Origin of the sequence: Micromonospora sp., from assembly GCF_048594385.1 — a bacterium.
GTDB lineage: Bacteria > Actinomycetota > Actinomycetes > Mycobacteriales > Micromonosporaceae > Micromonospora > Micromonospora wenchangensis.
Window position 1 is genome coordinate 1 of record NZ_JBMDWU010000332.1, and the last position, 23,043, is coordinate 23,043.

Consider the following 23,043-nt stretch of genomic DNA (forward strand, 5'->3'; position numbering starts at 1 on the left):
CCACCGCCGTACCTGACCGACAGGCCGGCCGGGCCGGCCCGGCTGCTGGATGCGATCGGACGATGGCGGGCGTGACGATGGACGACATGGACCACACGGAGCGAGGAGGCGGCGTGAATCCGCTGCGCGACGCGCAGGACCGACGACTCCCCCGGATCCCGGAGCCGTGCGCCCTGGTGATCTTCGGGGTGACCGGTGACCTGGCGCGCACGAAGCTGCTGCCGGCGGTTTACGACCTGGCCAACCGGGGCCTGCTGCCCCCCGGTTTCGTGGTGCTGGGCTTCGCCCGCCGCGACTGGGGCGACGGCGACTTCGAGGCGTTGGCCCACGAGTCGGCCAAGCAGCACGCCCGGACACCGTGGCGCGAGGAGGTGTGGGGCCGGCTGGCCGGCAACATCAAGTTCGTCGGTGGCTCGTTCGACGACGACGCCGCCTTCGACAAGCTCGCCGCGACGCTGAACCAGCTGCGTGACAGCCACGGCATCCACGGCAACGCCGCGTTCTACTTCTCCATCCCCCCGACGGCCTTCCCGGTGGTGCTCAAGCAACTGGCCCGCACCGGAATGGCCGACAACGAGAAGTGCGGCGGCTGGCGGCGGGTGGTGGTGGAGAAACCGTTCGGCAACGACCTGCCCTCGGCCAAGGAACTCAACGACCTGGTCGACGACGTGTTCACCCGGCAGGACGTCTTCCGGATCGACCACTACCTCGGCAAGGAGACGGTCCAGAACATCCTCGCCCTGCGGTTCGCCAACAACCTGTTCGAGCCGCTGTGGAACTCCAAGTACGTCGACTCGGTGCAGATCACCATGGCCGAGGACGTCGGCATCGGCACCCGGGCCGGCTTCTACGACTCGGTCGGCACCGCCCGCGACGTGCTCCAGAACCACCTGCTCCAACTGCTCGCCCTGGTCGCCATGGAGGAGCCCACCAGCTTCGACGCCGACGAGATCCGGGCCGAGAAGCTGAAGGTGCTCAAGGCGATCACCCTGCCGAAGGACGTCGCCCGGGACACCGTACGTGGCCAGTACCTGCCCGGTTGGGTGGGCGGCCAGCGGGCCGTCGGCTACCTCGACGAGGAGGGCGTCCCCGCCGACTCGACCACCGAGACGTACGTGGCCGTCGAGCTGGGCATCCAGAACCGGCGCTGGGCCGGGGTGCCGTTCTACATCCGGGCCGGCAAGCGGCTGCCCCGGCGGGTCACCGAGGTGGCCATCATGTTCAAGAAGGCGCCGCACCTGCCGTTCAACACGGCCGACATGGAGTCGCTGGGCAACAACCAGCTCGTCATCCGGGTGCAGCCGGACGAGGGCGTGGTGCTGAAGTTCGGGTCGAAGGTGCCCGGCACCACGATGGAGGTCCGCGACATCGCGATGGACTTCCAGTACGGCGAGGCGTTCACCGAGTCCAGCCCCGAGGCGTACGAGCGGCTGGTGCTGGACGTGCTGATCGGCGACCGGACGCTCTTCCCGGACGCCGCCGAGGTGGAGCAGAGCTGGGCGGTGGTGGACCCGCTGGAGCACGCCTGGGAGGGCACCAAGCCGGAGCCGTACCGTTCCGGCGAGTGGGGTCCCCGGGCCGCCGACGAGATGCTGGCCCGCGAGGGCCGCGCCTGGCGGCGGGCGTGAACGGGCAGGTAGGTAGCAGGCACAGCGGGCGGACCGGGAGGCACCAGTGATCGGGCTGTGGGACACCACCGGCAACGAGGTGGTCAAGGCGCTCGCCGCCGAGCGGCGCAGCGCCGGCGGGGTGGCCAGTGGGATGGCGCTCACCCTGATCGTCGTGGTCGACGAGAAGCGGGTCCGGGACGCGGAGGCGGCGGCCACCATCGCCGCCGCCGCGCACCCGTGCCGGCTGCTCGTCGTCGTCCGCGCCGACGTGGAGCGGGAACGCAACCGGTTGGACGCGGAGATCGTCGTCGGCGGCCGGCTGGGCCCGTGCGAGGCGGTGGTGACCCGGATGTACGGCCGGCTCGCCCTGCACGCCGAGTCGGTGGTGATGCCGCTGCTGGTGCCGGACGTGCCGGTGGTCACCTGGTGGCACGGCGAACCACCGGCGGAGATCGCCACCGACTTCCTCGGGGTGGTCGCCGACCGGCGGATCACCGACTGCGCGCAGGCCGTCGACCCGATCGAGGCGCTGCGGGAGCGGGCGCGGGACTACGCCCCCGGGGACACCGACCTGGCGTGGACCCGGATCACCCCGTGGCGCACCCTGGTCGCCGGGGCGTTCGACACCACCGAGGCGCGGGTCACCGAGGCGACGGTGGTGGCCCCGCGTACCGACCCGACGGCGGCGCTGATGCGGGGTTGGCTGGCCGCCCGGCTCGGCATCGACCCGCAGTGGCAGCACACCGACGACCACCCGAGGATGCGTCAGGTGCAGCTACGTTGCGAAAACGGTGACGAGCTGACGCTGACCCGGGACGACAGCCTGGCGACGTTCCGGCGTACCGGCCAGGACGATCGGGTGCTGCCGCTGGTGCGCCGGCCGCTCGGTGACGAGCTGGCCGAGGAGCTGCGCCGGCTCGACACCGACCAGGTGTACGCCGAGGCGTTGGGCGCGGCGGCCGGCCTGTCCGGCCTGGAGCAGCGCCCGGCGCAGCGGGTGCACGTCTGGAAGGACCCGGCCACCGCGCGCCGGGCGGAGGCCGGCGTCAGCACACACGCCGGCACCAGCGCATCCTGACGTACGCCGGTGGGCGGTCCTGCGGGGCCGCCCACCGGCGTACGGTGCCTGCCCGCCCACGGGCGGCCCGGCACGACGAGTTCCCCACCGGCACCCGGCGGGCCGACCGGTTCCCGCCACGACGACCAGGACCGCGTCGCGCGGTCAGGAAAGGCCAACATGAGTGAGGCGAGTGTCGCCGTGCACGCCGACGCCGACCTGCTGGCGCAGGCGGTGGCGGCCCGGCTGGTGGTGAAGCTGCTCGACGCGCAGGCGGAGCGGGGCGCGGCGTCGATCGTGCTGACCGGGGGGCGGATCGCCGCGGCGGTCTACCGGGCGGTGGGCGCGTTGCCCGCCCACGACGCCGTCGACTGGTCCCGGGTGGACGTCTGGTGGGGCGACGAGCGGTTCCTGCCGGCGGGCGACCCGGAGCGCAACGAGACGCAGGCCCGCGCCGCGCTGCTGGACGCGATGCCGCTGGACCCGGCCCGGGTGCACCCGATGCCGGCCACCGACGGCCCGACCGGCGACGACCCGGAGGCCGGTGCCGCCGCGTACGCCGAGGAGCTGGCCCGGGCGGCCCGGCCCGGGCATGCCGCGCTGCCCCACTTCGACGTGCTGATGCTGGGTGTCGGTGAGGACGGGCACGTGGCGTCGGTCTTCCCCGAGCACCCGGTGCACCACGACACCCGGCCGGTCAGCGCGGTGCGGGGCAGCCCGAAGCCGCCGCCGGTGCGGACCACCCTCACCCTGCCGGCGATCAACACCGCCGAGGAGGTCTGGCTGGTCGCCAGCGGGGCCGACAAGGCACGGGCGGTGGGAATGGCGCTGGCCGGGGCCGGCCCGAAGCAGCTCCCGGCGGCCGGGGTGCAGGGCGTCTCGCGGACCCTGTGGCTGCTCGACCGGGCGGCGGCGGCCGACGTGCCGACCCGGCTGCGCAGCCTGCGCTGAGCGCCGGGCGGTCCGCCCGCCCGCCGGTCGGCTCACGCCGCCGCGGTGGTCACTCCCGGCCGCGGCGGCGGCGCAGCGCGGCCAACGCCTCGGCCAGCAGCGCCTCCCCCTCCTCCGGGGTACGCCGTTCCTTCACGTACGCCAGGTGGGTCTTGTAGGGCTCGGGACGGGTACGTCCGGGCGGGTTCTGGGCGTCCTGGCCGGCGGGCAGGCCGCAGCGCGGACAGTCCCAGACGGCCGGCTCCTCGGCGTCCAACGCCAACCGGATCTCGGTGGCGTGGTCGTTGCGGCACCAGTAGGTGACCGCGCGGCGGGGGGCCGGCTCGTACCGTTCGGTGGGGCGTTCCGGCCCCGAACCGATCCGGGAACCGCGGATGACGTTGCCACTGGGCACACTCGCTCCTGTCGTCGGAGGGGACCACCGCCTGAGGCTGGCGGTGGGCGACGGTGGCGGAGAAAACAACTGCGCGCGGTCCGTGACGGACCGCGCGCAGATTGTACGACCTGATCGTGTCGCTCAGGACCCGCTGTTGAGCTGGAGCCGGAGCCAGAGGCCGAGCCCGACGATGCAGGCGAACCAGACGATGCTCACCAGGACGGTGTAGCGGTCCAGGTTCTTCTCGGCCACCGACGAGCCGGCCAGGCTGGAGCTGACCCCACCGCCGAACATGCTCGACAGCCCGCCGCCCTTACCCCGGTGCAGCAGGATGAGCATGGTGAGCAGAACGCTCGTGATGACCAGCAACACGATCAACGTGTATGCGAACCAGATCGGCATGGCTGGGGTCAGTCCTCTCGTTACGATCCTCGCCCGGACAGATCGGGCACGGCGGCACCGACCGGTGGACGGGCGGAGTCAAGAATAGCGAGCGATCAGGCGACCGTGTGCTCCGGGAAGCGGCAGATCTTCGCGAACTCCTCGGCGTCGAGGCTGGCCCCGCCCACCAACGCCCCGTCCACGTCCGGCTGGGACATGATCGACGCGACGTTCGACGACTTCACCGAGCCGCCGTAGAGGATCCGGACCTGGTCGGCGGTGCCCTGGTCGTAGGTCTCGACCAGCCGCTTGCGGACCTCCCCGCAGACCTCCTGGGCGTCCTCGGGGGTGGCCGTCTTGCCGGTGCCGATCGCCCAGACCGGCTCGTACGCGACCACGACCTTGGTGACCTGCTCGGCGGTGAGCCCCTTGAGGGCGCCGTCGAGCTGGTCGCAGCAGTGCGGGACGTGCCGCAGCTGCTCGCGGATCTCCAGGCCCTCACCGATGCAGAGGATCGGGGTGAGCCCGTTGGCCAGCGCGGCGGCCACCTTCGCGTTGACGATCGCGTCGTCCTCGTAGTGGTACTGCCGCCGCTCCGAGTGCCCGACCGCCACGTAGGTGCAGCCCAGCTTGGCCAGCATCGCCCCGGAGATGTCCCCGGTGTACGCGCCGGACTGGTACGGCGACAGGTCCTGCCCGCCGTAGCCGATGAGCAGCTTGTCGCCGTCCACCGCGGTCTGCACGGTGCGCAGGTCGGTGAAGGGCGGCAGGACCACCGTCTCGACGGCGGTGAGCTGCTGCTCGGTGAGGCTCGCGGCCAGCTTCTGCACCAGCAGGTTGGCCTCGAGGTGGTTGAGGTTCATCTTCCAGTTGCCGGCCATCAGCGGCCGGCGGGTGACGCTCGCCATCAGTTCTCCAGGGCCGCGATGCCGGGGAGGGTCTTGCCCTCCAGGTATTCCAGGGAGGCGCCGCCACCGGTGGAGATGTGATTGAAACCGGACTCGTCCAGCCCAAGCGAGCGCACTGCCGCAGCGGAGTCACCGCCACCGACCACGGTGAACGCGTCGGTCTTGGTGATCGCCTCGGCGACCCCCCGGGTGCCGCCCGCGAACGCCGGCATCTCGAACACGCCCATCGGGCCGTTCCAGAAGACCGTCTTCGCCCCGGCGAGCGCGGCGGTGAAGCCGGCCACCGTCTCCGGGCCGATGTCCAGGCCGAGCCGGTGGCTGGGGATGCCGTCGGCCGGCACCGTGTCGTGCGCGGCGTCCGGGGCGAAGGCGTCGGCCGCCACCACGTCGACCGGGAGCAGGATCTTGCCGTCGGCACGGGCCAGGAGGTTGCCGCAGGTCTCGACCATCTCCTCCTCCAGCAGCGAGGTGCCCACCTCGTGGCCCTGGGCCTTGAGGAAGGTGAAGCACATCCCGCCGCCGATGAGCAGCCGGTCGACGGTCGGCAGCAGCGCCTCGATGACCGCCAGCTTGTCGGAGACCTTGGAACCGCCGAGCACCACCACGTACGGGCGCTCCGGCTCGCCGGTCAGCCGGGACAGCACCTCCACCTCACGCAGCACCAGCCGGCCCGCCACGTGCGGCAGCCGGGCCGGTACGTCGTGGACGCTGGCGTGCTTGCGGTGCACCGCGCCGAACGCGTCGTCCACGTACGCCTCGCCGAACGCGGCGAGCTGGTCGGCGAAGGCCCCCCGCTCGGTGTCGTCCTTGCTGGTCTCCCCCTTGTTGAAGCGGAGGTTCTCCAGCAGGGCCACCTGGCCGTCGGCCAGCGCGTCCACGGTGGCGCGGGCGGACTCGCCGACGGTGTCGGTGGCGAAGTGCACAGGCGCGTCGAGCAGCTCACCGAGCCGCCCGGCGACCGGGCGGAGGCTGTACTGCGGGTCCGGGGCACCCTTCGGGCGACCCAGGTGCGAGCAGACCACGACCTTCGCCCCGGCCTGCACGAGCGCGCCCAGGGTGGGCAGGACGGCCCGGATCCGGCCGTCGTCGGTGATCTCCCCGGTCTGCTTGTCGAGCGGGACGTTCAGGTCGGCGCGCACCAGCACGCGCCGACCCGACACCCCCTCGGCGAGCAGGTCGTCGAGGTTGCGGATGCTCACAGAGCTAACTCTCCGTTCGTGACTGCGGGGCTCGCAAGCTCACTGCTCGCACTCACAGCGAGGAACCCACCAGCTTGACCAGGTCGACGAGCCGGTTGGAGTAGCCCCACTCGTTGTCGTACCAGCCGACGACCTTCACCTGGTTGCCGATGACCTTGGTCAGCGGCGCGTCGAAGATGCACGACGCCGGGTCGGTGACGATGTCGGACGAGACGATCGGGTCCTCGTTGTAGACCAGGATGCCCTTGAGCGGGCCGTCCGCGGCAGCCTTGATCGCGGCGTTGACCTCGTCCACGGTGGTCTCCCGGCCGACCTCGACGGTCAGGTCGGTGGCCGAGCCGGTCGGGATCGGCACCCGCAGCGCGTAACCGTCCAGCTTGCCCTTGAGCACCGGCAGCACCAGCCCGATCGCCTTGGCGGCACCGGTCGAGGTGGGGACGATGTTCAGCGCGGCGGCGCGGGCGCGACGCAGGTCCTTGTGCGGCGCGTCCTGGAGGTTCTGGTCCTGCGTGTACGCGTGGATCGTGGTCATCAGGCCCTTCTCGATGCCGAAGGTGTCCTGCAGGACCTTCGCCATCGGGGCCAGGCAGTTCGTGGTGCACGACGCGTTGGAGATGATGGTGTGCTTGGCCGGGTCGTACTGGTCGTGGTTCACGCCCATGACGACCGTGACGTCCTCGTTCTTCGCCGGGGCGGAGATGATGACCTTCTTGGCCCCGCCGTCGATGTGCGCCTTGGCCTTGGTGCCGTCGGTGAAGAAACCGGTGGACTCGATGACGACGTCCGCGCCGGCGTCGCCCCACGCCAGCTTCGCCGGGTCCTTCTCGGCGAACGCCTTGATGGTCTTGCCACCGACGGTGATCTCGTCGGCGGTGGCCTTGACCTCGTGCGGCAGGCGACCGAGGATGCTGTCGTACTTGAGCAGGTGGGCGAGCGTCGCGTTGTCGGTCAGGTCGTTCACGGCGACGACCTCGATGTCGGCGCCGGACGCCAGCACGGCCCGGAAGAAGTTACGGCCGATGCGGCCGAAGCCGTTGATGCCAACCCGGATGGTCACAGGTCCCATCTCCTCGCGTTCTGGTCCGCCGACGTCAGAACGGGCCGGCGGAGGTGTGTGCGCCGGCCGGTGAGCCGGCCGTTGACGATTCGTCTCGGCCACCCCGCCACGGTCTGGGAGGACCTGACCGCCCGAGGCGGCGTGCACGGCGAGGAGTGCCTGTGCCGGCCCCCTTGCCGTACCCATCGACCCTATCCGAGCGTGCCCCGCCGCCATGCGGCGGGTGGTGACCCCGTCGGGTCGACGGCACGGCACGCCCCACCCACCCGACCCGGGGCACGTCACGCCCACCGGCCCGTGCCTCGCACGCGCCCGCGGGATGGCGGCCCACCGTCCTATCAGACCACGAGCATGTCCGGCGTGACTGCCGCTTCGGTATCCGGGATGCCCAGGTCACGGGCCCGCTTGTCGGCCAGCGCCAGCAGCCGGCGGATCCGCCCGGCGATCGCGTCCTTGGTCAACGGCGGGTCGGCCAGCGCGCCCAACTCCTCCAGCGACGCCTGCCGGTGCTCCAGCCGGAGCTGACCGGCCGAGGTGAGGTGGTTCGGGGCGTCGTCGGCGAGGATCTCCAGCGCCCGGGTGACCCGGGCGGCGGCGGCCACCGCGGCCCGCGCCGAGCGGCGCAGGTTGGCGTCGTCGAAGTTCGCCAGCCGGTTGGCGGTGGCCCGCACCTCGCGGCGGACCCGACGCTCCTCCCAGGCCAGCACGCTGGAGTGGGCGCCGATCCGGGTGAGCAGCGCGGCGATCGCGTCACCGTCCTTGACCACCACCCGGTCCACGCCGCGCACCTCGCGGTTCTTGGCGGTGATGCCGATCCGGCGGGCCGCGCCGACCAGGGCCAGCGCCGACTCCGGACCCGGGCAGGTGATCTCCAGGGCGCTGGAGCGGCCCGGCTCGGTCAGCGAGCCGTGCGCCATGAACGCGCCCCGCCAGGCCGACACCGCGCAGCAGACGTTCGCCGCCACCACGTGCGGCGGCAGCCCGCGTACCGGCCGGCCCCGGACGTCGAGCAGGCCGGTCTGCCGGGCCAGCGCCTCGCCGTCCTTGACCACCCGGACGATGAAGTGGCTGCCCTTGCGCAGCCCACCGGAGGCGAGCACGTGGATCTCGCTGGGATAGCCGTAGACCTCGGCGATCTCCCGGCGCAGCCGACGGGCTACCGCCCCGGTGTCCAGCTCGGCCTCCACCACCACCCGACCGGAGACGATGTGCAGCCCACCGGCGAACCGCAGCAGCGCGGCCATCTCCGCCCGCCGGCAGCAGGGCTTGGGCACGTCGACCCGGCTCAGCTCGTCCTTGACCGCAGCCGTCATCGCCATTGTGCGCCCCCTCACGGACCGGTACCGGCGTGTCGCCGGTGATTACGTACGTGCTTAACGATCGGCGCCCAGTACAGGCACCAGTGCCGCAGCCAGGGCGGCCGGATCGTGACGGGGTGTGCCGTCGTCGACGGCGACCGGGGCGAGGACCAACCGGGCACCAAGCGATTCTGCCGCACGCCCGACCGGTTCGGGGTCACCCACCGCCTTGGAGTCGGCCACCACGTAGTCCACGGTGAGCTGCGGAAGGTACCAGCGCAGGGCGGCCAGGTGGTCGGCCACCGAGAGCCCCAGGGTCTCCTGCTCGGCGGCCAGGTTCAGGGTGACCAGCCGGCGGGCCGGGCTGGTCACGATCGCCTCGGCCAACCCCGGCACCAGCAGGTGCGGCAGGACGCTGGTGTACCAGCTCCCCGGCCCGAAGATCAGCCAGTCCGCCCCGCCGACCGCGGCCACCGCCTCCGCACAGGCCACCGGCGCGTCCGGGGTGATCCGCAGCGCCTCCACCGTGCCGGTGGTCACCGCCACGTGGCGCTGGCCGTGCACCGTGCGGACCTCGTCGGGGCGGGTCGGGTCCACCCCGCGGACCCGGGCCTCGATGTCCAGCGGCTCGGCGGACATCGGCAGCACCCGGCCGACCGCGCCGAGCATCGCCCCGGCGTGCGCGAGCGCGGCCACCGGGTCGCCGAGCTGCTCCATCAGGCCGCAGAGCACCAGGTTGCCCACCGCGTGACCGGCCAGCCCGTCGCGGGGGTCACCGGCGAACCGGTGCTGGAACAGCCCGGCGCTGCGGCGGGTGGCCGGATGGTCGCCGGCCAGTGCCACCAGGGCCTGCCGCAGGTCACCCGGGGGCAGGCCGCCGCGCTCGGCGCGCAGCCGACCGCTGGAGCCGCCGTCGTCGCCGACGGTGACCACGGCGGTGATGTCCAGTTCGAGTTCCCCGGCGCAGTGCCGCAGCGCCCGCAGCGAGGCGGACAGGCCGTGTCCCCCGCCGAAGGCGACCACCGACATCGCCGTCATTCCCGCCCCAGGTCCCGGTGCTGCGCGTTGGCGGCCAGCCCCGACTGGCGCAGCCGCTCGGCCAACTCCTCGGCGATCGCCACGCTGCGGTGCTTGCCGCCGGTGCAGCCGACGGCGACCGTCAGGTACCGCTTGCCCTCGCGTTCGAACCCGGCGGTGGTGGCGTTGACCAGCTCGGCGTACGAGGCGACGAAGGCGTCCGCGCCCTCCTGGCCGAGCACGTACGCGCTGACCGCCGCCTCCCGCCCGGTGTGCTCCCGCAGCTCGGGCACCCAGTACGGGTTCGGGAGGAACCGGGCGTCGAGCACGAAATCAGCGTCCGGCGGCAGGCCGTACTTGAAGCCGAAGGAGAGCACGGTGAGCCGCAACCGACGGGCGTCCTCCCCGCCGAACAGCGCCTCGACCCGGCGCCGGAGCTGGTTGACGTTGAGGTGGCTGGTGTCGATGATCACATCGGCCTGGTCCCGGGCCTCCTCCAGCAGCTCCCGCTCGACGGCGATGCCGTCGGCGAGCCGGCCCTCACCCTGCAACGGGTGCGAGCGGCGGACGCTCTCGAACCGTCGGATCAGCACCTCGTCGTCGGCGTCGACGAAGACCACCCGGGGCGAGAAGCCGCGCTCCTTGAGCTCCCGGATCGCCCCGGCCAGGTCGGTGGAGAAGGCCCGCGACCGGACGTCCAGCACCATCGCGGTACGCCGGGCCGCCCCACCGGCCTTCATCGCCAGCTCGGCCATGTCCAGCATCAGCGCCTGCGGCAGGTTGTCCACCACGTAGTAGCCGACGTTCTCCAGGGCGCGGGCGACGGTGCTACGGCCACCGCCGGACAGGCCGGTGACCACCACCAGCGTGGTGTCCGACTCCGCCGTGCCGCCCTCGGCGTACCCGCCGGTTGTCCGCGCCTCGACCATCCCACCACTCCCGCTTCGTGGCGGCGGGCCCTCGGGCCCCGTACCGCACAGGGTCAGTCGACGACTCTATCCCGGCGGGCGGCGTCGATCCCGGCACGCCCGACGGCGGGTTGCCCGATGGGTCCGGCCCGGCAGCTGACCAGCGCCGTGTGCCCTCCCTGCCCCGGCGGTGGCGGCCCGGTCGCCTAGCTGTCGTCGTGTTCGGTGGCGGCGCGGGAGGCGGAGTGGCCGGCCTGCGCCCGCAGCGCGCTCTCCCACACCGGGTCCGTGGCCGCCCACTCGCCGACCAACGTCGCCAGCCGACGCGCGGGCAGAGCCTGCGCGAGCGCGGTCAGCTCCGCGACCCGGGGATCGACCGCAGCATCCGCCCAGGGGGTGGCCGTCGAGGACCACGCGAAGCCGTCGGCCAGCGCGGCGGCGGTGAGGGCCACCGCGTGCGCACACAGATCGGTGTCGGCGGCGCAGTCACACTCGGTGGCGAAGCCGTCCGCCGTGACCCCCACCCAGACCTCGTACGGCGGCTGTCCCGCCGCACGGATCACCCCGGTCACCCCGCCGCCGGCCGGGTTGATCTCCGCCGGCTGGCCGGCGACCGTCAGCTCGTCCGCCGCTGCGCAGACGTCCGCCCCGGCCGCGTCCCGGAGTGCGTCGATGTCGATGCGTACCGCCATCGGGCCATCCAACCGCAACGGACCGACGCCGGTGACGTCAGGGCGGTGCCCGGCGGTGGCACGGCGCGGGGGCGTCGTGGCCGGCGGTGTCGGTGCGGGTCCGTAGACTCCCCGGATGGTCTCCCCCACCGAGCTGCGCGCCTCCGACGCCCTCGACGTGCTCCGCCGGGTCTTCGGCTACGACGCCTTCCGGGGCTTCCAGCAGGAGGTCATCGACCACGTGGTGGCCGGCGGGGACGCGCTGGTGCTGATGCCCACCGGTGGCGGCAAGTCGCTGTGCTACCAGGTCCCGGCGCTGGTCCGCGACGGCGTCGCGGTGGTCGTCTCCCCGCTGATCGCCCTCATGCAGGACCAGGTGGACGCGCTGACGGCGGTCGGCGTCCGCGCCGGCTTCCTCAACTCCACCCAGGACTACGCGGCCCGGCGCGCGGTCGAGCAGGCGTTCGTCGCCGGTGAGCTGGACCTGCTCTACCTCGCCCCGGAGGCGTTGGGCACCCGGGGCGTGCAGCAACTGCTCGACCGGGGGCGGATCGGCCTGTTCGCCATCGACGAGGCGCACTGCGTGTCCCAGTGGGGGCACGACTTCCGCCCCGACTACCTGGCCCTGTCGATGCTGCACGAACGGTGGCCCGCGGTGCCCCGGATCGCGTTGACCGCGACCGCCACCAGCGCCACCCGGGCCGAGATCGCCACCCGGCTCCAGCTCACCGAGGCGAAGCACTTCGTGGCGAGCTTCGACCGGCCCAACATCCAGTACCGGATCGTGCCCAAGAAGGAGCCCCGCAAGCAGTTGCTGGCCCTGCTGCGCGACGAGCACCCGGGCGACGCCGGCATCGTCTACTGCCTGTCCCGGGCCTCGGTGGACAAGACCGCCGAGTTCCTGGTCGCCAACGGGGTCGCCGCGCTGCCCTACCACGCCGGCCTGGACGCGGGCACCCGCGCCGCCAACCAGCAGCGGTTCCTGCGTGAGGACGGCCTGGTCATGGTCGCCACGATCGCCTTCGGGATGGGCATCGACAAGCCGGACGTCCGGTTCGTGGCCCACCTCGACCTGCCCAAGTCGGTCGAGGGCTACTACCAGGAGACCGGCCGCGCCGGCCGGGACGGGCTGCCGTCGACCGCCTGGCTCGCCTACGGCCTGCAGGACGTGGTGCAGCAGCGCAAGATGATCGAGACGTCGGACGGCGACTTGGCCCACCGACGCAACCTCGCCACCCACCTGGACGCCATGCTGGCGCTCTGCGAGACGGTCCGCTGCCGCCGGGTGCAACTGCTCGAATACTTCGGCCAGTCCGGCACGGGCGACTGCGGCAACTGCGACACCTGCCTGACCCCGCCGGAGACCTGGGACGGCACGGTCGCCGCGCAGAAGCTGCTGTCCACCGTCTACCGGCTCGACCGGGAACGCAACCAGCGCTTCGGGGCCGGGCACTGCGTCGACATCCTGCTCGGCAAGCAGAACGACAAGATCAGCCAGTACGGCCACGACGCGCTGAGCACCTTCGGCATCGGCACCGAGCTGCGCGAGGCGGAGTGGCGCGGGGTGGTCCGGCAACTACTCGCCGAGGGGCTGTTGGCGGTCGAGGGCGACTACGGCACGCTGGCGCTCACCGAGGCCAGCGCGGAGGTGCTGGCCCGCCGCCGCACGGTGACCATGCGCCGGGAGCCGGAGAAGGTCGCCTCGGCCCGATCGGCGAAGCCACGCGGCGCGGCCACCGTGGTCGCCGAGCTGTCCCCGGCGGCCGGGTCGCTGTTCGAGCGGCTGCGGGCCTGGCGGGGAGCCACCGCCAAGGAACAGGGCGTGCCCGCGTACGTGATCTTCCACGACGCGACGCTGCGGCAGATCGCCACCGACGCCCCCACCTCGCTGGCCGAGCTGTCGAGGATCAGCGGCGTCGGCGAGAACAAGCTCGCCAAGTACGGCGAGTCCATCCTCACCGTCCTCGCCGACCAGCCCTGACCGGCCCTCCTTGATCCACCCCCGTGGGCCGATGTTGCGGTATACCGCCCGTGGGATACCGCAACTTCGCCCCCCGCCCCACCCCTGACCGGCCGCTCGCGGCCCCACCGCCATTGATCGACTCACCTGGGCCGATGTTGCACCATCCCCGCCCCCGAAAACCGCAACATCACCCCCGCCCGACCCCCGACCGACCCACTCACGGCCCCACCGCCATTGATCCACTCGACTGGGCCGATGTTGCACCATCCCCGCCCCCGAAAACCGCAACTTCGCCCCAGTCGAGTTGATCACGCCAAGCTCAACGGGCCCGGTCAGGCTCGGCCGGACGGGGACCTGGACGGACGCCGAGACCGGGACGGACGCCCGGACCGGGACGGACGCCCGGACCGGGACCGGGACGGGCCAGGGCCCGACGGGGTCAGTCGGTCGGGGTGGGGGCGGTGGTCTTCGAGTCGCCGTCGAGGGCGGCGAGGATCGCCTCGGCGGTGCGGCGGCCCACCCCGGGCACCTCGACGATCTCCTCCACGGTGGCGGCGGAGAGCCGTTTGAGTGAGCCGAAGTGTTGCAGCAGCGCCTTGCGGCGTACCTCGCCCAGCCCGGGGACGGTGTCCAGGGCCGATTCGGTCATCCGCTTGGAGCGCCGCTGCCGGTGGAAGGTGATGGCGAACCGGTGCGCCTCGTCGCGGGCGCGTTGCAGCAGGTAGAGCCCCTCGGAGGTACGCGGCAGGATGACCGGGTAGTCATCGTCGGGCAGCCAGACCTCCTCCAGCCGCTTGGCCAGCCCACACAGTGCCACGTCGTCGATGCCCAGCTCGGCCAGCGCCTGGGCCGCCGCCGCCACCTGCGGGGCGCCACCGTCGACGATCACGAGCTGCGGCGGGTACGCGAACTTGCGCGGCCGGCCGGTGGTCGGGTCGATGCCGGGGCGGTCGGGGTCGGACGCGGTCTCCTCGCCCAGCTCGCCGGTCTCGGCGCGGGCGTCGAGGTAGCGGGCGAAGCGCCGACGCAGCACCTCGGACATCGCCGACAGGTCGTCGGTGGCGCCCCGGACGATGAACCGGCGGTACTCGCTCTTGCGGGGCAGCCCGTCCTCGAAGACGACCATGCTGGCCACCACGTCGGTGCCCTGGATCTGGGAGACGTCGAAGCACTCGATGCGCAGCGGCGAGGTGCGCATGCCGAGCGCCTCGCTGATCTCGTCGAGCGCCTTGCCCCGGGTGGTCAGGTCGCCGGCCCGCTTGAGCTTGTGCCGGGCCAGCGCGTCCTTCGCGTTGCGGCCCACCGTCTCCAGCAGGGTCTTCTTGTCGCCCCGCTGGGGCACCCGCAGCGACACCCGGCTGCCCCGGCGGGCGCTGAGCCAGTCGGCGAGTGCGTCGGCGTCACCGGGCAGCTCGGGGACGAGCAACTCCCGGGGGACGTCCGCCTCGCCCTGCTCGCCGCCGTAGACCTGGGTGCAGAAGTGGTGCACCAGGTCACCGGTGGTCAGCTCCTCGGTCTTTTCCACCACCCAGCCGCGCTGGCCGCGTACCCGGCCGTCGCGGACGTGGAAGACCTGCACGGCGGCTTCGAGGGGGTCGTCGGCGAAGGCGACCACGTCGGCGTCGGTGCCGTCGCCCAGCACCACGGTCTGCTTCTCCATGGCCCGGCGCAGGGCGGCCACGTCGTCGCGCAGCCGGGCCGCCCGCTCGAACTCCAACTGCTCGCTGGCCTCGGTCATCTCGCGTTCGAGGCGACGCACCATGCTGTCGGTGCGGCCGGCCATGAACTCGCAGAAGTTGTCGACGATCGCCCGGTGCGCCTCGGCGGAGACGGTGCCCACGCAGGGTGCGGAGCATTTGCCGATGTAGCCGAGCAGGCAGGGCCGGCCCACCTGCCCGGCCCGCTTGAACACCCCGGCGGAGCAGGTGCGGGCGGGGAAGACCCGCAGCAGCAGGTCGAGCGTCTCGCGGATCGCCCAGGCGTGCGAGTACGGCCCGAAGTACCGCACGCCCTTACGCTTCGCGCCCCGCATGACCTGCAGCCGCGGGTATTCCTCGTCGAGGGTGACCGCCAGGTACGGGTACGACTTGTCGTCGCGGTACCGGACGTTGAACCGGGGGTCGTACTGCTTGATCCAGGTGTATTCGAGCTGGAGCGCCTCGACCTCGGTACCCACGGTGACCCAGTCGACCGACTCGGCCGTGGTGACCATCTGCCGGGTGCGCTCGTGCAGCCCCCACGGGTCGGCGAAGTAGGAGTTGAGCCTGCTGCGCAGGCTCTTGGCCTTGCCGACGTAGATCACCCGGCCGGTGCCGTCGCGGACCCGGTAGACCCCGGGGGACTCGGGGATCGTGCCGGTCGCGGGGCGGTAGGTCGAGGGATCAGCCACGGCACCGAGACTATCCGTTGCCCCCGACACTCCAGATCACGCCGAGCTGGTCGACCTCGGTGCCGCTGCGGCCGAAGAAGCCGGCCAGCCGACCCCCCTCGGGTGCGGTGAAGGTGACCGCCGCCGAGGTGGGCGTACCGGCGGCCAGGACGCGACCCTGGTCGGTGCTGAGCCGGGCCGAGAAGATCCTGGTCCGGCCGTCCTTCTGCCCCTGGGTCAGGGTGACCTGGGTGATCCGCTCGCCGGGGGCGAGGGTGAGGCCGGTCTCGGTCCCGCCGGTGCCGCCGTGGCGCAGCTGGCCGCCGTCGGCGAGGTCGACGCCGACGGCGTCGAGCCGGGAGCCGCCGCGCAGGGTGACCCGGGTGACCGCCGGGCCGACCCGGTCGGCGTCGGTGAACGGGGTGCCGTGCGGGCCGCCCCAGGTGTCGCTGGCCCGCAGCGTCGGGTCGAGGGTCCAGTCGAACCAGGCGGCGTGCGGGTAGTGGTCGGACAGCGGCCCGCCGGTCGGGGTGAGGAACCGGGCGTGCTCGTTGTGGTAGCGGTTCAGGGCGAGCCGGACCAGCTTGTTGCCCCGGTAGAGGATCTTGTCGACCACCTCGCAGGAGTCGGTCACGTTGGCCTCGTCGCAGACCAGCGCCGGGTCACCGGCGGCCGGCGGCTGGCCGGCCCGTTCCTGCTGCACCCAGACATCGGTGAGCCCGTTGGCCGCGACCAGGTCGCGGATGTTGTCACCGGTACGGGTGTAACGGACGTTCAGGTCACCCATCAGCACCACCGCGTTGCCGGCCGAGTTGGCGGCGACGTACGCGGAGAGCTGGCTGAGGTTGGACCGGCGGGCGGCCAGGTCGGCGTCGGTGGTGCCGGCGTTGGGGTGGGCGTTGTAGAAGTCGACGTAGACGCCCTCGGCGAGCCGGATGCGGCTGGCGGTGAAGCCCTTCGGGGTGAGGCAGTCGGTGCCGTTGCAGGAGTTCCACTTCACCCGGGCGAAGTCGCTGTACGGGTAGTTCGACAGCGTGTTGAGGCCGCTGCCGAACGGCACACCCCCGCTGGTCGGCGTCCGGTACGGGTGCTGGTCGGTGGCGTACAGGTCGGCGTGGTAGTTGAAGTCCTCCTGGACGTGCACGATGTCGTACCCGCCGAGCCGTTCGCCGATCGGTCGGGTGTTCGTCGCCGGGTCGCCGCTGGAGATGATGTCGGGCAGGCCGGCGACGTTGTAGGTGAGCACGGAGAACGCCCCCGAGGTGGGGGCGGCGGCGGTCCCGGCGGGGGCGGGGGCGGCCGAGGCGGCGGCCGGCCCGGACGGGGTGAGCGCGACCGCGAGCAGCGTCGCGGACGCGAGCAGACGGACGACCTTCATCGACGATCCAATCTGGAGCGGCGGAACCGGCGGGGGGCACCGGTCGGGGGCGGGTCGACGGCGGGCGTCGGCCCGGTACCGGATCGAAAGATATCCACCCGCCCCGACCGGCTCGACACTCCGGAGTAAAGATCCGGCGGCGGCTCGATGGACGTCTTCCGATATCGACGAACGGAGATTACCATCCGGTAACCGAATGTTATTCACGTAAAGATCCCCATCCTCATCGGAGGATCGCATGCCCCGTCCCCCCACCGTCCGCCGCCTGCTCGCCGGCCTGACCGCCGGCATCAGCGTCGCCGCCCTGCTCACCGCGACCCCCGCCACACCGGCCGAGGCCGCCGCGCCGCGTACCGCCTACGCCCCCGAGGACTACTGCCTCGGCGAGTGCGGCGACATCCTGCCGCCCGGCCAGAACGGCAACGCCACCCTCGTCGAGGTGCTGGGCAACCAGACCCTCGGCACCCTGCCCCGGCACTCCGCCGACCAGCTCGGCCGCTACGCCGACCTGGTCTACGGCTACGCCGGGCTACGTGAGGAACAGATCGGCTCGTTCTTCAACGACGCCTCCTTCGGGGTGCCGCAGGGGCAGGTCGAACGCGACTACTCGCCCCGTTCCGACGTCCGCATCCTGCGGGACAAGGCGACAGGCGTCCCGCACGTCACCGGCACCACCCGGGGCGGCACGATGTACGGCGCGGGATACGCCGGGGCCGAGGACCGACTGTTCACCATGGACCTGCTGCGGCACGTCGGCCGGGGCACCCTCACCTCGTTCGCCGGGGGCGCCCCCGGCAACCGGGCGCTGGAGCAGAGCGTCTGGCGCAACTCGCCGTACACCGAGGCGGACCTCCAGGCGCAGGTCGAGGCGCTGCGCACGAAGGGTCCGCGCGGCCAGCAGCTCTACGCCGACGTGCAGGAGTACATCGCCGGCATCAACGCCTACATCGGCGTCTGCATGGGCGCCCGCAACTGCCCCGGAGAGTACGTGCTGACCGGCCACCTGGACGCGGTCACCAACGCCGGTGGCCCGGAGCCGTTCCAGCTCACCGACCTGATCGCCATCGCCGGCGTGGTGGGCGGGCTGTTCGGCGGCGGGGGCGGCACCGAGATGCAGTCCGCGCTGGTCCGCATCGCCGCCCGCGCCAAGTACGGGGCCACCGAGGGCGACCGGGTGTGGACGGCGTTCCGCAACCAGAACGACCCGGAGACCGTGCTGACCCTGCACGACGGGCAGAGCTTCCCGTACGGCGACGCCTCCCCGGACGCGGCGAGCGTGGCACTGCCCGACGCCGGCTCGGCCCAGGTCGAGCCGATCTTCACCGACCCGACCGGCTCCGCCGGCAGCACCGCCGCCCCGGCCCGTGCCACCGGCGTCGGCGCGTCCGGTGAGCTGGCCGCCGCGCTGTCCGGGCTGACCATCAGCCCGGCGCACCGGGGCATGTCCAACGCGGCGGTGGTCTCGGCCGCGAACTCGGCCACCGGGCACCCGGTCGCGGTCTTCGGCCCGCAGACCGGCTACTTCTCCCCGCAACTGCTGATGGTGCAGGAGTTGCAGGGACCGGGGATCAGCGCCCGGGGCGCGGCGTTCGCCGGTCTCAACCTCTACGTGCTGCTCGGCCGGGGGCAGGACTACGCGTGGAGCGCCACCTCGTCGATCCACGACATCACCGACACCTACGCGGTGCCGCTGTGCACCACCGACGGCAGCGCCCCCACCCTCGCCGCCGACCACTACCTCTACCGGGGGCAGTGCGTGGCGATGGAACAGCTCGCGCACGTCAACAAGTGGAGCCCGACCCTCGCCGACGGCACCGCCAAGGGGTCGTACAAGCTGGTGGCCTGGCGGACGAAGCTCGGCCTGGTGTCCTGGCGGGGCACGGTGGGCGGCAGACCGCACGCGTTCACCCAGCTACGCTCCACCTACCGGCACGAGGCCGACTCGGCGATCGGCTTCCAGATGTTCAACGACCCGACCCAGATGGGCTCGGCGGACGCCTTCGTCGCCTCGGCCAACAACGTCGAGTACGCGTTCAACTGGTTCTACGTCAACTCCACCGAGTCGGCGTACTTCAACTCCGGGCTGAACCCGGTGCGGGCCGCCGGGTCCAACCCGAACCTGCCGATGAAGGCCGAGCCGGCCTACGAGTGGCAGGGCTTCGACCCGGCGACGAACACCGCAAGCTACGCCCCGCTGGCCGCCCACCCCCGGTCGGTCAACCAGGACTACTACGTCAGCTGGAACAACAAGCAGGCCAAGGACTTCGGCGGCGCGGACGGCAACTACAGCTTCGGCGCGGTGCACCGGGCCGACCTGCTGGACCGCCCGCTCAAGGCGGGCCTTGCGGCCGGCCGGAAGTTCGACCGGGGCTCGCTGACCGCGCTGGTCGAGCAGGCCGGCGTGACCGACCTGCGCGGGGCCGAGGTGCTCGACGAGCTGATCCGGGTGCTGGAGAGCCAGCCCGTCGCCGACGCCGCGCTGGCCACCGAGGTCAGCCGGCTCAAGGCGTGGCGGCAGGACGGCGCGCTGCGGGTGGAGACGGCGAAGGGGTCGAAGGTCTACCGGCACGCCGACGCGATCCGCACCTTCGACGCCTGGTGGCCGCTACTGGTCCGGGGGATGTTCCGCGACCAGCTCGGCCCGGACCTCTACCAGTCGCTGATCAACGCGATCCAGATCAACGAGTCCCCCTCCGGATACCAGCAGGGCGACAAGTCCAACCTGCCGACCTCGGCCAACGAGGCCCAGTCGCACAAGGGCTCGTCCTTCCAGTACGGCTGGTGGGGCTACGTCGACAAGGACCTGCGCGCGGTGCTCGGCGACCCGGTGCGCGGCGGGCTGGGCCGGGGCTACTGCGGGGCCGGGAACCTGGCCGGCTGCCGGCAGGTGCTGCTGGACACGTTGCGCACCGCGGCGGCCACCCCGGCGGCCCAGGTGTACCCCGGCGACGCGAGCTGCGCCGCCGGTGACCAGTGGTGCGCGGACGCGATCATCCAGTCGCCGCTGGGCGGGATCAAGCACGCCACCATCGCCTGGCAGAACCGGCCCACCTTCCAGCAGGTGGTGTCGTTCCCGGCCCGGCGGGGCGACGACCTGACCAACCTGGCCGCCGGCCGGACGGCGACCGCATCGGGCAGCGAGCTGTTCTTCGGGGCGGCCAAGGCCGTCGACTCCGACCTGGGCACCCGCTGGGCGAGCAGTTGGGCCGACGACCAGTGGCTCAGCGTGGACCTCGGGTCGGCCCGGCAGGTGGGCCGGGTGACGCTGGCCTGGGAGTCGGCGTACGCCCGGTCGTACCGGATCGAGGTGTCGACCGACGGGTCGACGTGGCGGACGGTGTGGTCGACCACGGCCGGCGACGGCGGCACCGACGTGGCGGCCTTCCCCACCACGACCGCCCGCTACGTCCGGATGCACGGGGTGACCCGGGCCACCACGTACGGCTACTCGATCTGGGAGATGGCGGTCTACCCGCATTGAATCCGACCGGCCGGCCCGTCGTACGACCTCCGGGCCGGCCGGTGCCGGTCAGGCCAGCGAGATCTGGTCACCGTCGATCTTGAGTTCCTTGGCGGCCAGCGGTTTGGTCGCCGGCCCCTCCCTGACCGCGCCGTCGGCGATGGCGAACTTGCTGTTGTGGCAGGTGCAGTTGATCGTCCCGCCGTCGACGTTCGACACCGGGCAACCCTGGTGGGTGCAGATCGGGTCGAACCCCTTGAACTGCCCCGCCGTCGGCTGGGTGATCACCACGCCCTGCGCCGCGTAGACCTGGCCGCCGCCGACCGGGATGTCACCGGTCCTGGCGATCGCGGCGGCGCCGGACCCGCCGGAGGTCGCGGCCGGTCCGCCGGTGGCCGGGGTGGCCGGTTCGTCACCGGAGTCGTCGCCGCAGGCGGTCAGGAGGACCGCTGCCCCCACCGCGCCGGCCCCGGCCAGCAGGGCACGTCGGGTCTGCGTACCGGGCCCGGTCGGCACCTGGTCGTCTGTCATCTCCGGCCTTTCTCTCGACTGCTGCCGCCGGTCGTCGACCCGCGCGGCTCACTGGAGCACACGCACCACTGTGCCCGACGGTTCACCCCGGCCGCCCGGGAACACCGGGCGGAGCAGGCCGACCCGCCGGCTCAGCTGGCCCTGGCCGGCACCTTGCGGGTACGCGCCTTCGGCGTCGTGCCGTTGGCGCGGGCCGCCCGGGTCACCGCCGCCTTCGCGCCCCGGGCCTGGCCGTCGAGCTTGAGCACCGAACGCAGGAACTGCCCGGTGTGGCTCTCGGCGACCTCGGCGACCTCTTCCGGGGTGCCGGTGGCGAGCACGGTGCCGCCCCGGTGACCGCCCTCGGGGCCCATGTCGATCAGCCAGTCGGCCGACTTGATCACGTCGAGGTTGTGCTCGATGGTGATCACCGTGTTGCCCTTGTCGACCAGGCCCTCCAGCACCATCAGCAGCTTGCGGATGTCCTCGAAGTGCAGGCCGGTGGTGGGCTCGTCGAGCACGTAGACCGTGCGGCCGGTGGAGCGCTTCTGCAACTCCGACGCCAGCTTGACCCGCTGCGCCTCACCGCCGGACAGCGTCGGCGCGGGCTGGCCCAGCCGGACGTAGCCCAGGCCCACGTCGTTGAGCGTGCGCAGGTGCCGGTGGATGGCCGGGATGGCGGAGAAGAACTCGGCCGCCTCCTCGATCGGCATCTCCAGCACGTCGGAGACGGTCTTGCCCTTGTAGTGCACCTCCAGGGTCTCCCGGTTGTAGCGGGCACCCTTGCACACCTCGCACGGGACGTAGACGTCCGGCAGGAAGTTCATCTCGATCTTGATGGTGCCGTCGCCGGAGCACGCCTCGCAGCGGCCGCCCTTGACGTTGAACGAGAACCGGCCGGGGCCGTACCCCCGGACCTTGGCCTCGGTGGTCTCGGCGAACAGCTTGCGGACGTGGTCCCAGACCCCGGTGTAGGTGGCCGGGTTGGAGCGTGGGGTACGGCCGATCGGCGACTGGTCGACGCCGACCACCTTGTCGACGTGCTCCAGCCCGGAGACCCGGGTGTGCCGGCCCGGCACCAGCCGCGCCCCGTTGATCTGGTTGGCCAGCACCGCGTACAGGATGTCGTTGACCAGCGTCGACTTGCCCGAGCCGGAGACCCCGGTGACCGCGATGAGCTGACCCAGCGGGAACGGCACGGTCAGGTTGCGCAGGTTGTGCTCGCGCGCCCCGTGCACCACCAGCTCCCGCTCCGGCGTCTGCGCCCGACGCTGCTTCGGCGTGGGGATCTCCCGCCGGCCCGACAGGTACGCCCCGGTCACCGACTCGGGATTGTCCAGCAGCGCCGGCACCGAACCGCTGTGCACGATCCGGCCGCCGTGCTCGCCCGCGCCGGGGCCGATGTCGACGATCCAGTCGGCCACCCGGATGGTGTCCTCGTCGTGCTCGACGACGATCAGGGTGTTGCCCAGGCCGCGCAGCCGCAGCAGGGTCTCGATCAGCCGGTGGTTGTCCCGCTGGTGCAGGCCGATCGACGGCTCGTCGAGCACGTAGAGCACGCCGACCAGGCCGGAGCCGATCTGGGTGGCCAGCCGGATGCGCTGCGCCTCGCCACCGGACAGGGTGCCCGCCGGCCGGTCCAGGGAGAGGTAGTCCAGGCCGACGTCGAGCAGGAACCGCAGCCGGGCGTTGATCTCCTTGAGCACCCGCTCGGCGATCATCTTCTGCCGGTCGGTCAGCGCGATGCCGGCGAGCAGCTCGGCCGCCTCACCCACCGACAGGTTGCACACCTCGGCGATGCTCTTGCCGGCGATGGTGACCGCCAGCACCTCGGGCTTGAGCCGGGTGCCGCCGCAGGCCGCGCAGGGCACGTCGCGCATGTAGCCCTCGTACTTGTCGCGCGACCAGTCGCTCTCGGTGTCGGTGTGCCG

18 protein-coding genes are annotated in these 23,043 nt (G+C 72.4%); 5 read left to right on the forward strand and 13 right to left on the reverse strand.

The features are described 5' to 3' along the window. Positions 1-77 precede the first annotated feature (77 nt). The 3 genes from zwf to pgl all read left to right on the forward strand — a co-directional run bounded on the left by zwf (position 78) and on the right by pgl (position 3,618). Positions 78-1,628 carry a glucose-6-phosphate dehydrogenase gene (gene zwf / locus ACOJTC_RS17635; protein ID WP_420117716.1) on the forward strand — a complete coding sequence of 517 codons (1,551 nt, stop codon included), beginning with the start codon at positions 78-80 and terminating at the stop codon, positions 1,626-1,628. A 46-nt stretch (positions 1,629-1,674) separates the two neighbouring features. Further along, positions 1,675-2,688 carry a glucose-6-phosphate dehydrogenase assembly protein OpcA gene (locus ACOJTC_RS17640; protein ID WP_204926088.1) on the forward strand — a complete coding sequence of 338 codons (1,014 nt, stop codon included), beginning with the start codon at positions 1,675-1,677 and terminating at the stop codon, positions 2,686-2,688. Positions 2,689-2,847: 159 nt separating this feature from the next. Then, positions 2,848-3,618 carry a 6-phosphogluconolactonase gene (gene pgl / locus ACOJTC_RS17645; protein WP_420117706.1) on the forward strand — a complete coding sequence of 257 codons (771 nt, stop codon included), beginning with the start codon at positions 2,848-2,850 and terminating at the stop codon, positions 3,616-3,618. Between the two features lie 49 nt (positions 3,619-3,667). Here the strand turns inward: pgl and ACOJTC_RS17650 are convergent, their stop codons facing one another. The 9 genes from ACOJTC_RS17650 to ACOJTC_RS17690 form a co-directional block, all read right to left on the reverse strand. After that, positions 3,668-4,012, reverse strand: a complete 345-nt coding sequence (locus tag ACOJTC_RS17650) for an RNA polymerase-binding protein RbpA (RefSeq protein WP_302745032.1) — start codon at positions 4,010-4,012, stop codon at positions 3,668-3,670. A 123-nt stretch (positions 4,013-4,135) separates the two neighbouring features. Then, positions 4,136-4,396, reverse strand: coding sequence for a preprotein translocase subunit SecG (gene secG, locus ACOJTC_RS17655; protein ID WP_088645052.1), 261 nt, complete (start codon positions 4,394-4,396; stop codon positions 4,136-4,138). Positions 4,397-4,491: 95 nt separating this feature from the next. Continuing rightward, positions 4,492-5,283, reverse strand: coding sequence for a triose-phosphate isomerase (gene tpiA, locus ACOJTC_RS17660; RefSeq protein ID WP_088645053.1), 792 nt, complete (start codon positions 5,281-5,283; stop codon positions 4,492-4,494). Beyond that, complete coding sequence (locus ACOJTC_RS17665) at positions 5,283-6,482, reverse strand: phosphoglycerate kinase (RefSeq protein WP_420117707.1); 1,200 nt, start codon at positions 6,480-6,482, stop codon at positions 5,283-5,285. Before ACOJTC_RS17665 ends, tpiA begins: the two co-directional genes overlap by 1 nt. Positions 6,483-6,534: 52 nt before the next feature. Further along, on the reverse strand, positions 6,535-7,539 hold the full coding sequence (gene gap / locus ACOJTC_RS17670) for a type I glyceraldehyde-3-phosphate dehydrogenase (protein ID WP_357935857.1): 1,005 nt from the start codon (positions 7,537-7,539) through the stop codon (positions 6,535-6,537). 338 nt (positions 7,540-7,877) lie between these two features. After that, the gene (whiA, locus tag ACOJTC_RS17675; protein WP_067304387.1) at positions 7,878-8,858 is read right to left on the reverse strand and encodes a DNA-binding protein WhiA; all 981 of its coding nucleotides are present in this window, start codon (positions 8,856-8,858) and stop codon (positions 7,878-7,880) included. 54 nt (positions 8,859-8,912) lie between these two features. After that, entirely contained in the window at positions 8,913-9,875 is a 963-nt protein-coding gene (locus tag ACOJTC_RS17680; protein ID WP_420117708.1) for a gluconeogenesis factor YvcK family protein, read from the reverse strand. Further along, positions 9,872-10,783: an RNase adapter RapZ gene (gene rapZ, locus ACOJTC_RS17685; RefSeq protein ID WP_420117709.1), complete on the reverse strand. Its 912-nt coding sequence runs from the start codon at positions 10,781-10,783 to the stop codon at positions 9,872-9,874. The genes ACOJTC_RS17680 and rapZ overlap by 4 nt, the downstream gene beginning before the upstream one ends. 185 nt (positions 10,784-10,968) lie before the next feature. Further along, positions 10,969-11,454: a hypothetical protein gene (locus ACOJTC_RS17690; RefSeq protein WP_420117710.1), complete on the reverse strand. Its 486-nt coding sequence runs from the start codon at positions 11,452-11,454 to the stop codon at positions 10,969-10,971. A gap of 115 nt (positions 11,455-11,569) precedes the next feature. Between ACOJTC_RS17690 and recQ the strand changes: the two genes are divergently transcribed. Further along, on the forward strand, positions 11,570-13,414 hold the full coding sequence (gene recQ / locus ACOJTC_RS17695) for a DNA helicase RecQ (RefSeq protein ID WP_357935865.1): 1,845 nt from the start codon (positions 11,570-11,572) through the stop codon (positions 13,412-13,414). Positions 13,415-13,835: 421 nt separating this feature from the next. Here the strand turns inward: recQ and uvrC are convergent, their stop codons facing one another. Both uvrC and ACOJTC_RS17705 read right to left on the reverse strand, forming a co-directional pair. Continuing rightward, complete coding sequence (uvrC, locus tag ACOJTC_RS17700; protein ID WP_420117711.1) at positions 13,836-15,785, reverse strand: excinuclease ABC subunit UvrC; 1,950 nt, start codon at positions 15,783-15,785, stop codon at positions 13,836-13,838. 10 nt (positions 15,786-15,795) lie between these two features. Beyond that, positions 15,796-17,142, reverse strand: coding sequence for a jacalin-like lectin (locus ACOJTC_RS17705; protein WP_420117712.1), 1,347 nt, complete (start codon positions 17,140-17,142; stop codon positions 15,796-15,798). Between the two features lie 238 nt (positions 17,143-17,380). On the opposite strand from ACOJTC_RS17705, the gene ACOJTC_RS17710 reads away from it, so the two are divergent. Next, positions 17,381-20,623 (forward strand): penicillin acylase family protein, encoded by a 3,243-nt coding sequence (locus ACOJTC_RS17710; protein ID WP_420117713.1) that lies wholly within the window; start codon positions 17,381-17,383, stop codon positions 20,621-20,623. Between the two features lie 48 nt (positions 20,624-20,671). On the opposite strand, the gene ACOJTC_RS17715 is transcribed toward ACOJTC_RS17710, so the two are convergent. Further along, complete coding sequence (locus tag ACOJTC_RS17715) at positions 20,672-21,133, reverse strand: Rieske (2Fe-2S) protein (RefSeq protein WP_420117714.1); 462 nt, start codon at positions 21,131-21,133, stop codon at positions 20,672-20,674. A gap of 131 nt (positions 21,134-21,264) precedes the next feature. Continuing rightward, the coding region (uvrA, locus tag ACOJTC_RS17720) for an excinuclease ABC subunit UvrA (RefSeq protein ID WP_420117715.1) at positions 21,265-23,043 on the reverse strand (1,779 nt) is incomplete at its 5' end.

Excerpts from the sequence above, each read along its gene's own strand:
- zwf (WP_420117716.1), top strand. The coding sequence starts at position 78 with ATGGACGACATGGACCACACGGAGCGAGGAGGCGGCGTGAATCCGCTG.
- pgl (WP_420117706.1), top strand. The coding sequence starts at position 2,848 with ATGAGTGAGGCGAGTGTCGCCGTGCACGCCGACGCCGACCTGCTGGCG.
- secG (WP_088645052.1), bottom strand. The coding sequence starts at position 4,396 with ATGCCGATCTGGTTCGCATACACGTTGATCGTGTTGCTGGTCATCACG.
- tpiA (WP_088645053.1), bottom strand. The coding sequence starts at position 5,283 with ATGGCGAGCGTCACCCGCCGGCCGCTGATGGCCGGCAACTGGAAGATG.
- whiA (WP_067304387.1), bottom strand. The coding sequence starts at position 8,858 with ATGGCGATGACGGCTGCGGTCAAGGACGAGCTGAGCCGGGTCGACGTG.
- ACOJTC_RS17680 (WP_420117708.1), bottom strand. The coding sequence starts at position 9,875 with ATGACGGCGATGTCGGTGGTCGCCTTCGGCGGGGGACACGGCCTGTCC.
- rapZ (WP_420117709.1), bottom strand. The coding sequence starts at position 10,783 with ATGGTCGAGGCGCGGACAACCGGCGGGTACGCCGAGGGCGGCACGGCG.
- ACOJTC_RS17690 (WP_420117710.1), bottom strand. The coding sequence starts at position 11,454 with ATGGCGGTACGCATCGACATCGACGCACTCCGGGACGCGGCCGGGGCG.
- recQ (WP_357935865.1), top strand. The coding sequence starts at position 11,570 with ATGGTCTCCCCCACCGAGCTGCGCGCCTCCGACGCCCTCGACGTGCTC.
- ACOJTC_RS17705 (WP_420117712.1), bottom strand. The coding sequence starts at position 17,142 with ATGAAGGTCGTCCGTCTGCTCGCGTCCGCGACGCTGCTCGCGGTCGCG.
- ACOJTC_RS17710 (WP_420117713.1), top strand. The coding sequence starts at position 17,381 with ATGCCCCGTCCCCCCACCGTCCGCCGCCTGCTCGCCGGCCTGACCGCC.
- ACOJTC_RS17715 (WP_420117714.1), bottom strand. The coding sequence starts at position 21,133 with ATGACAGACGACCAGGTGCCGACCGGGCCCGGTACGCAGACCCGACGT.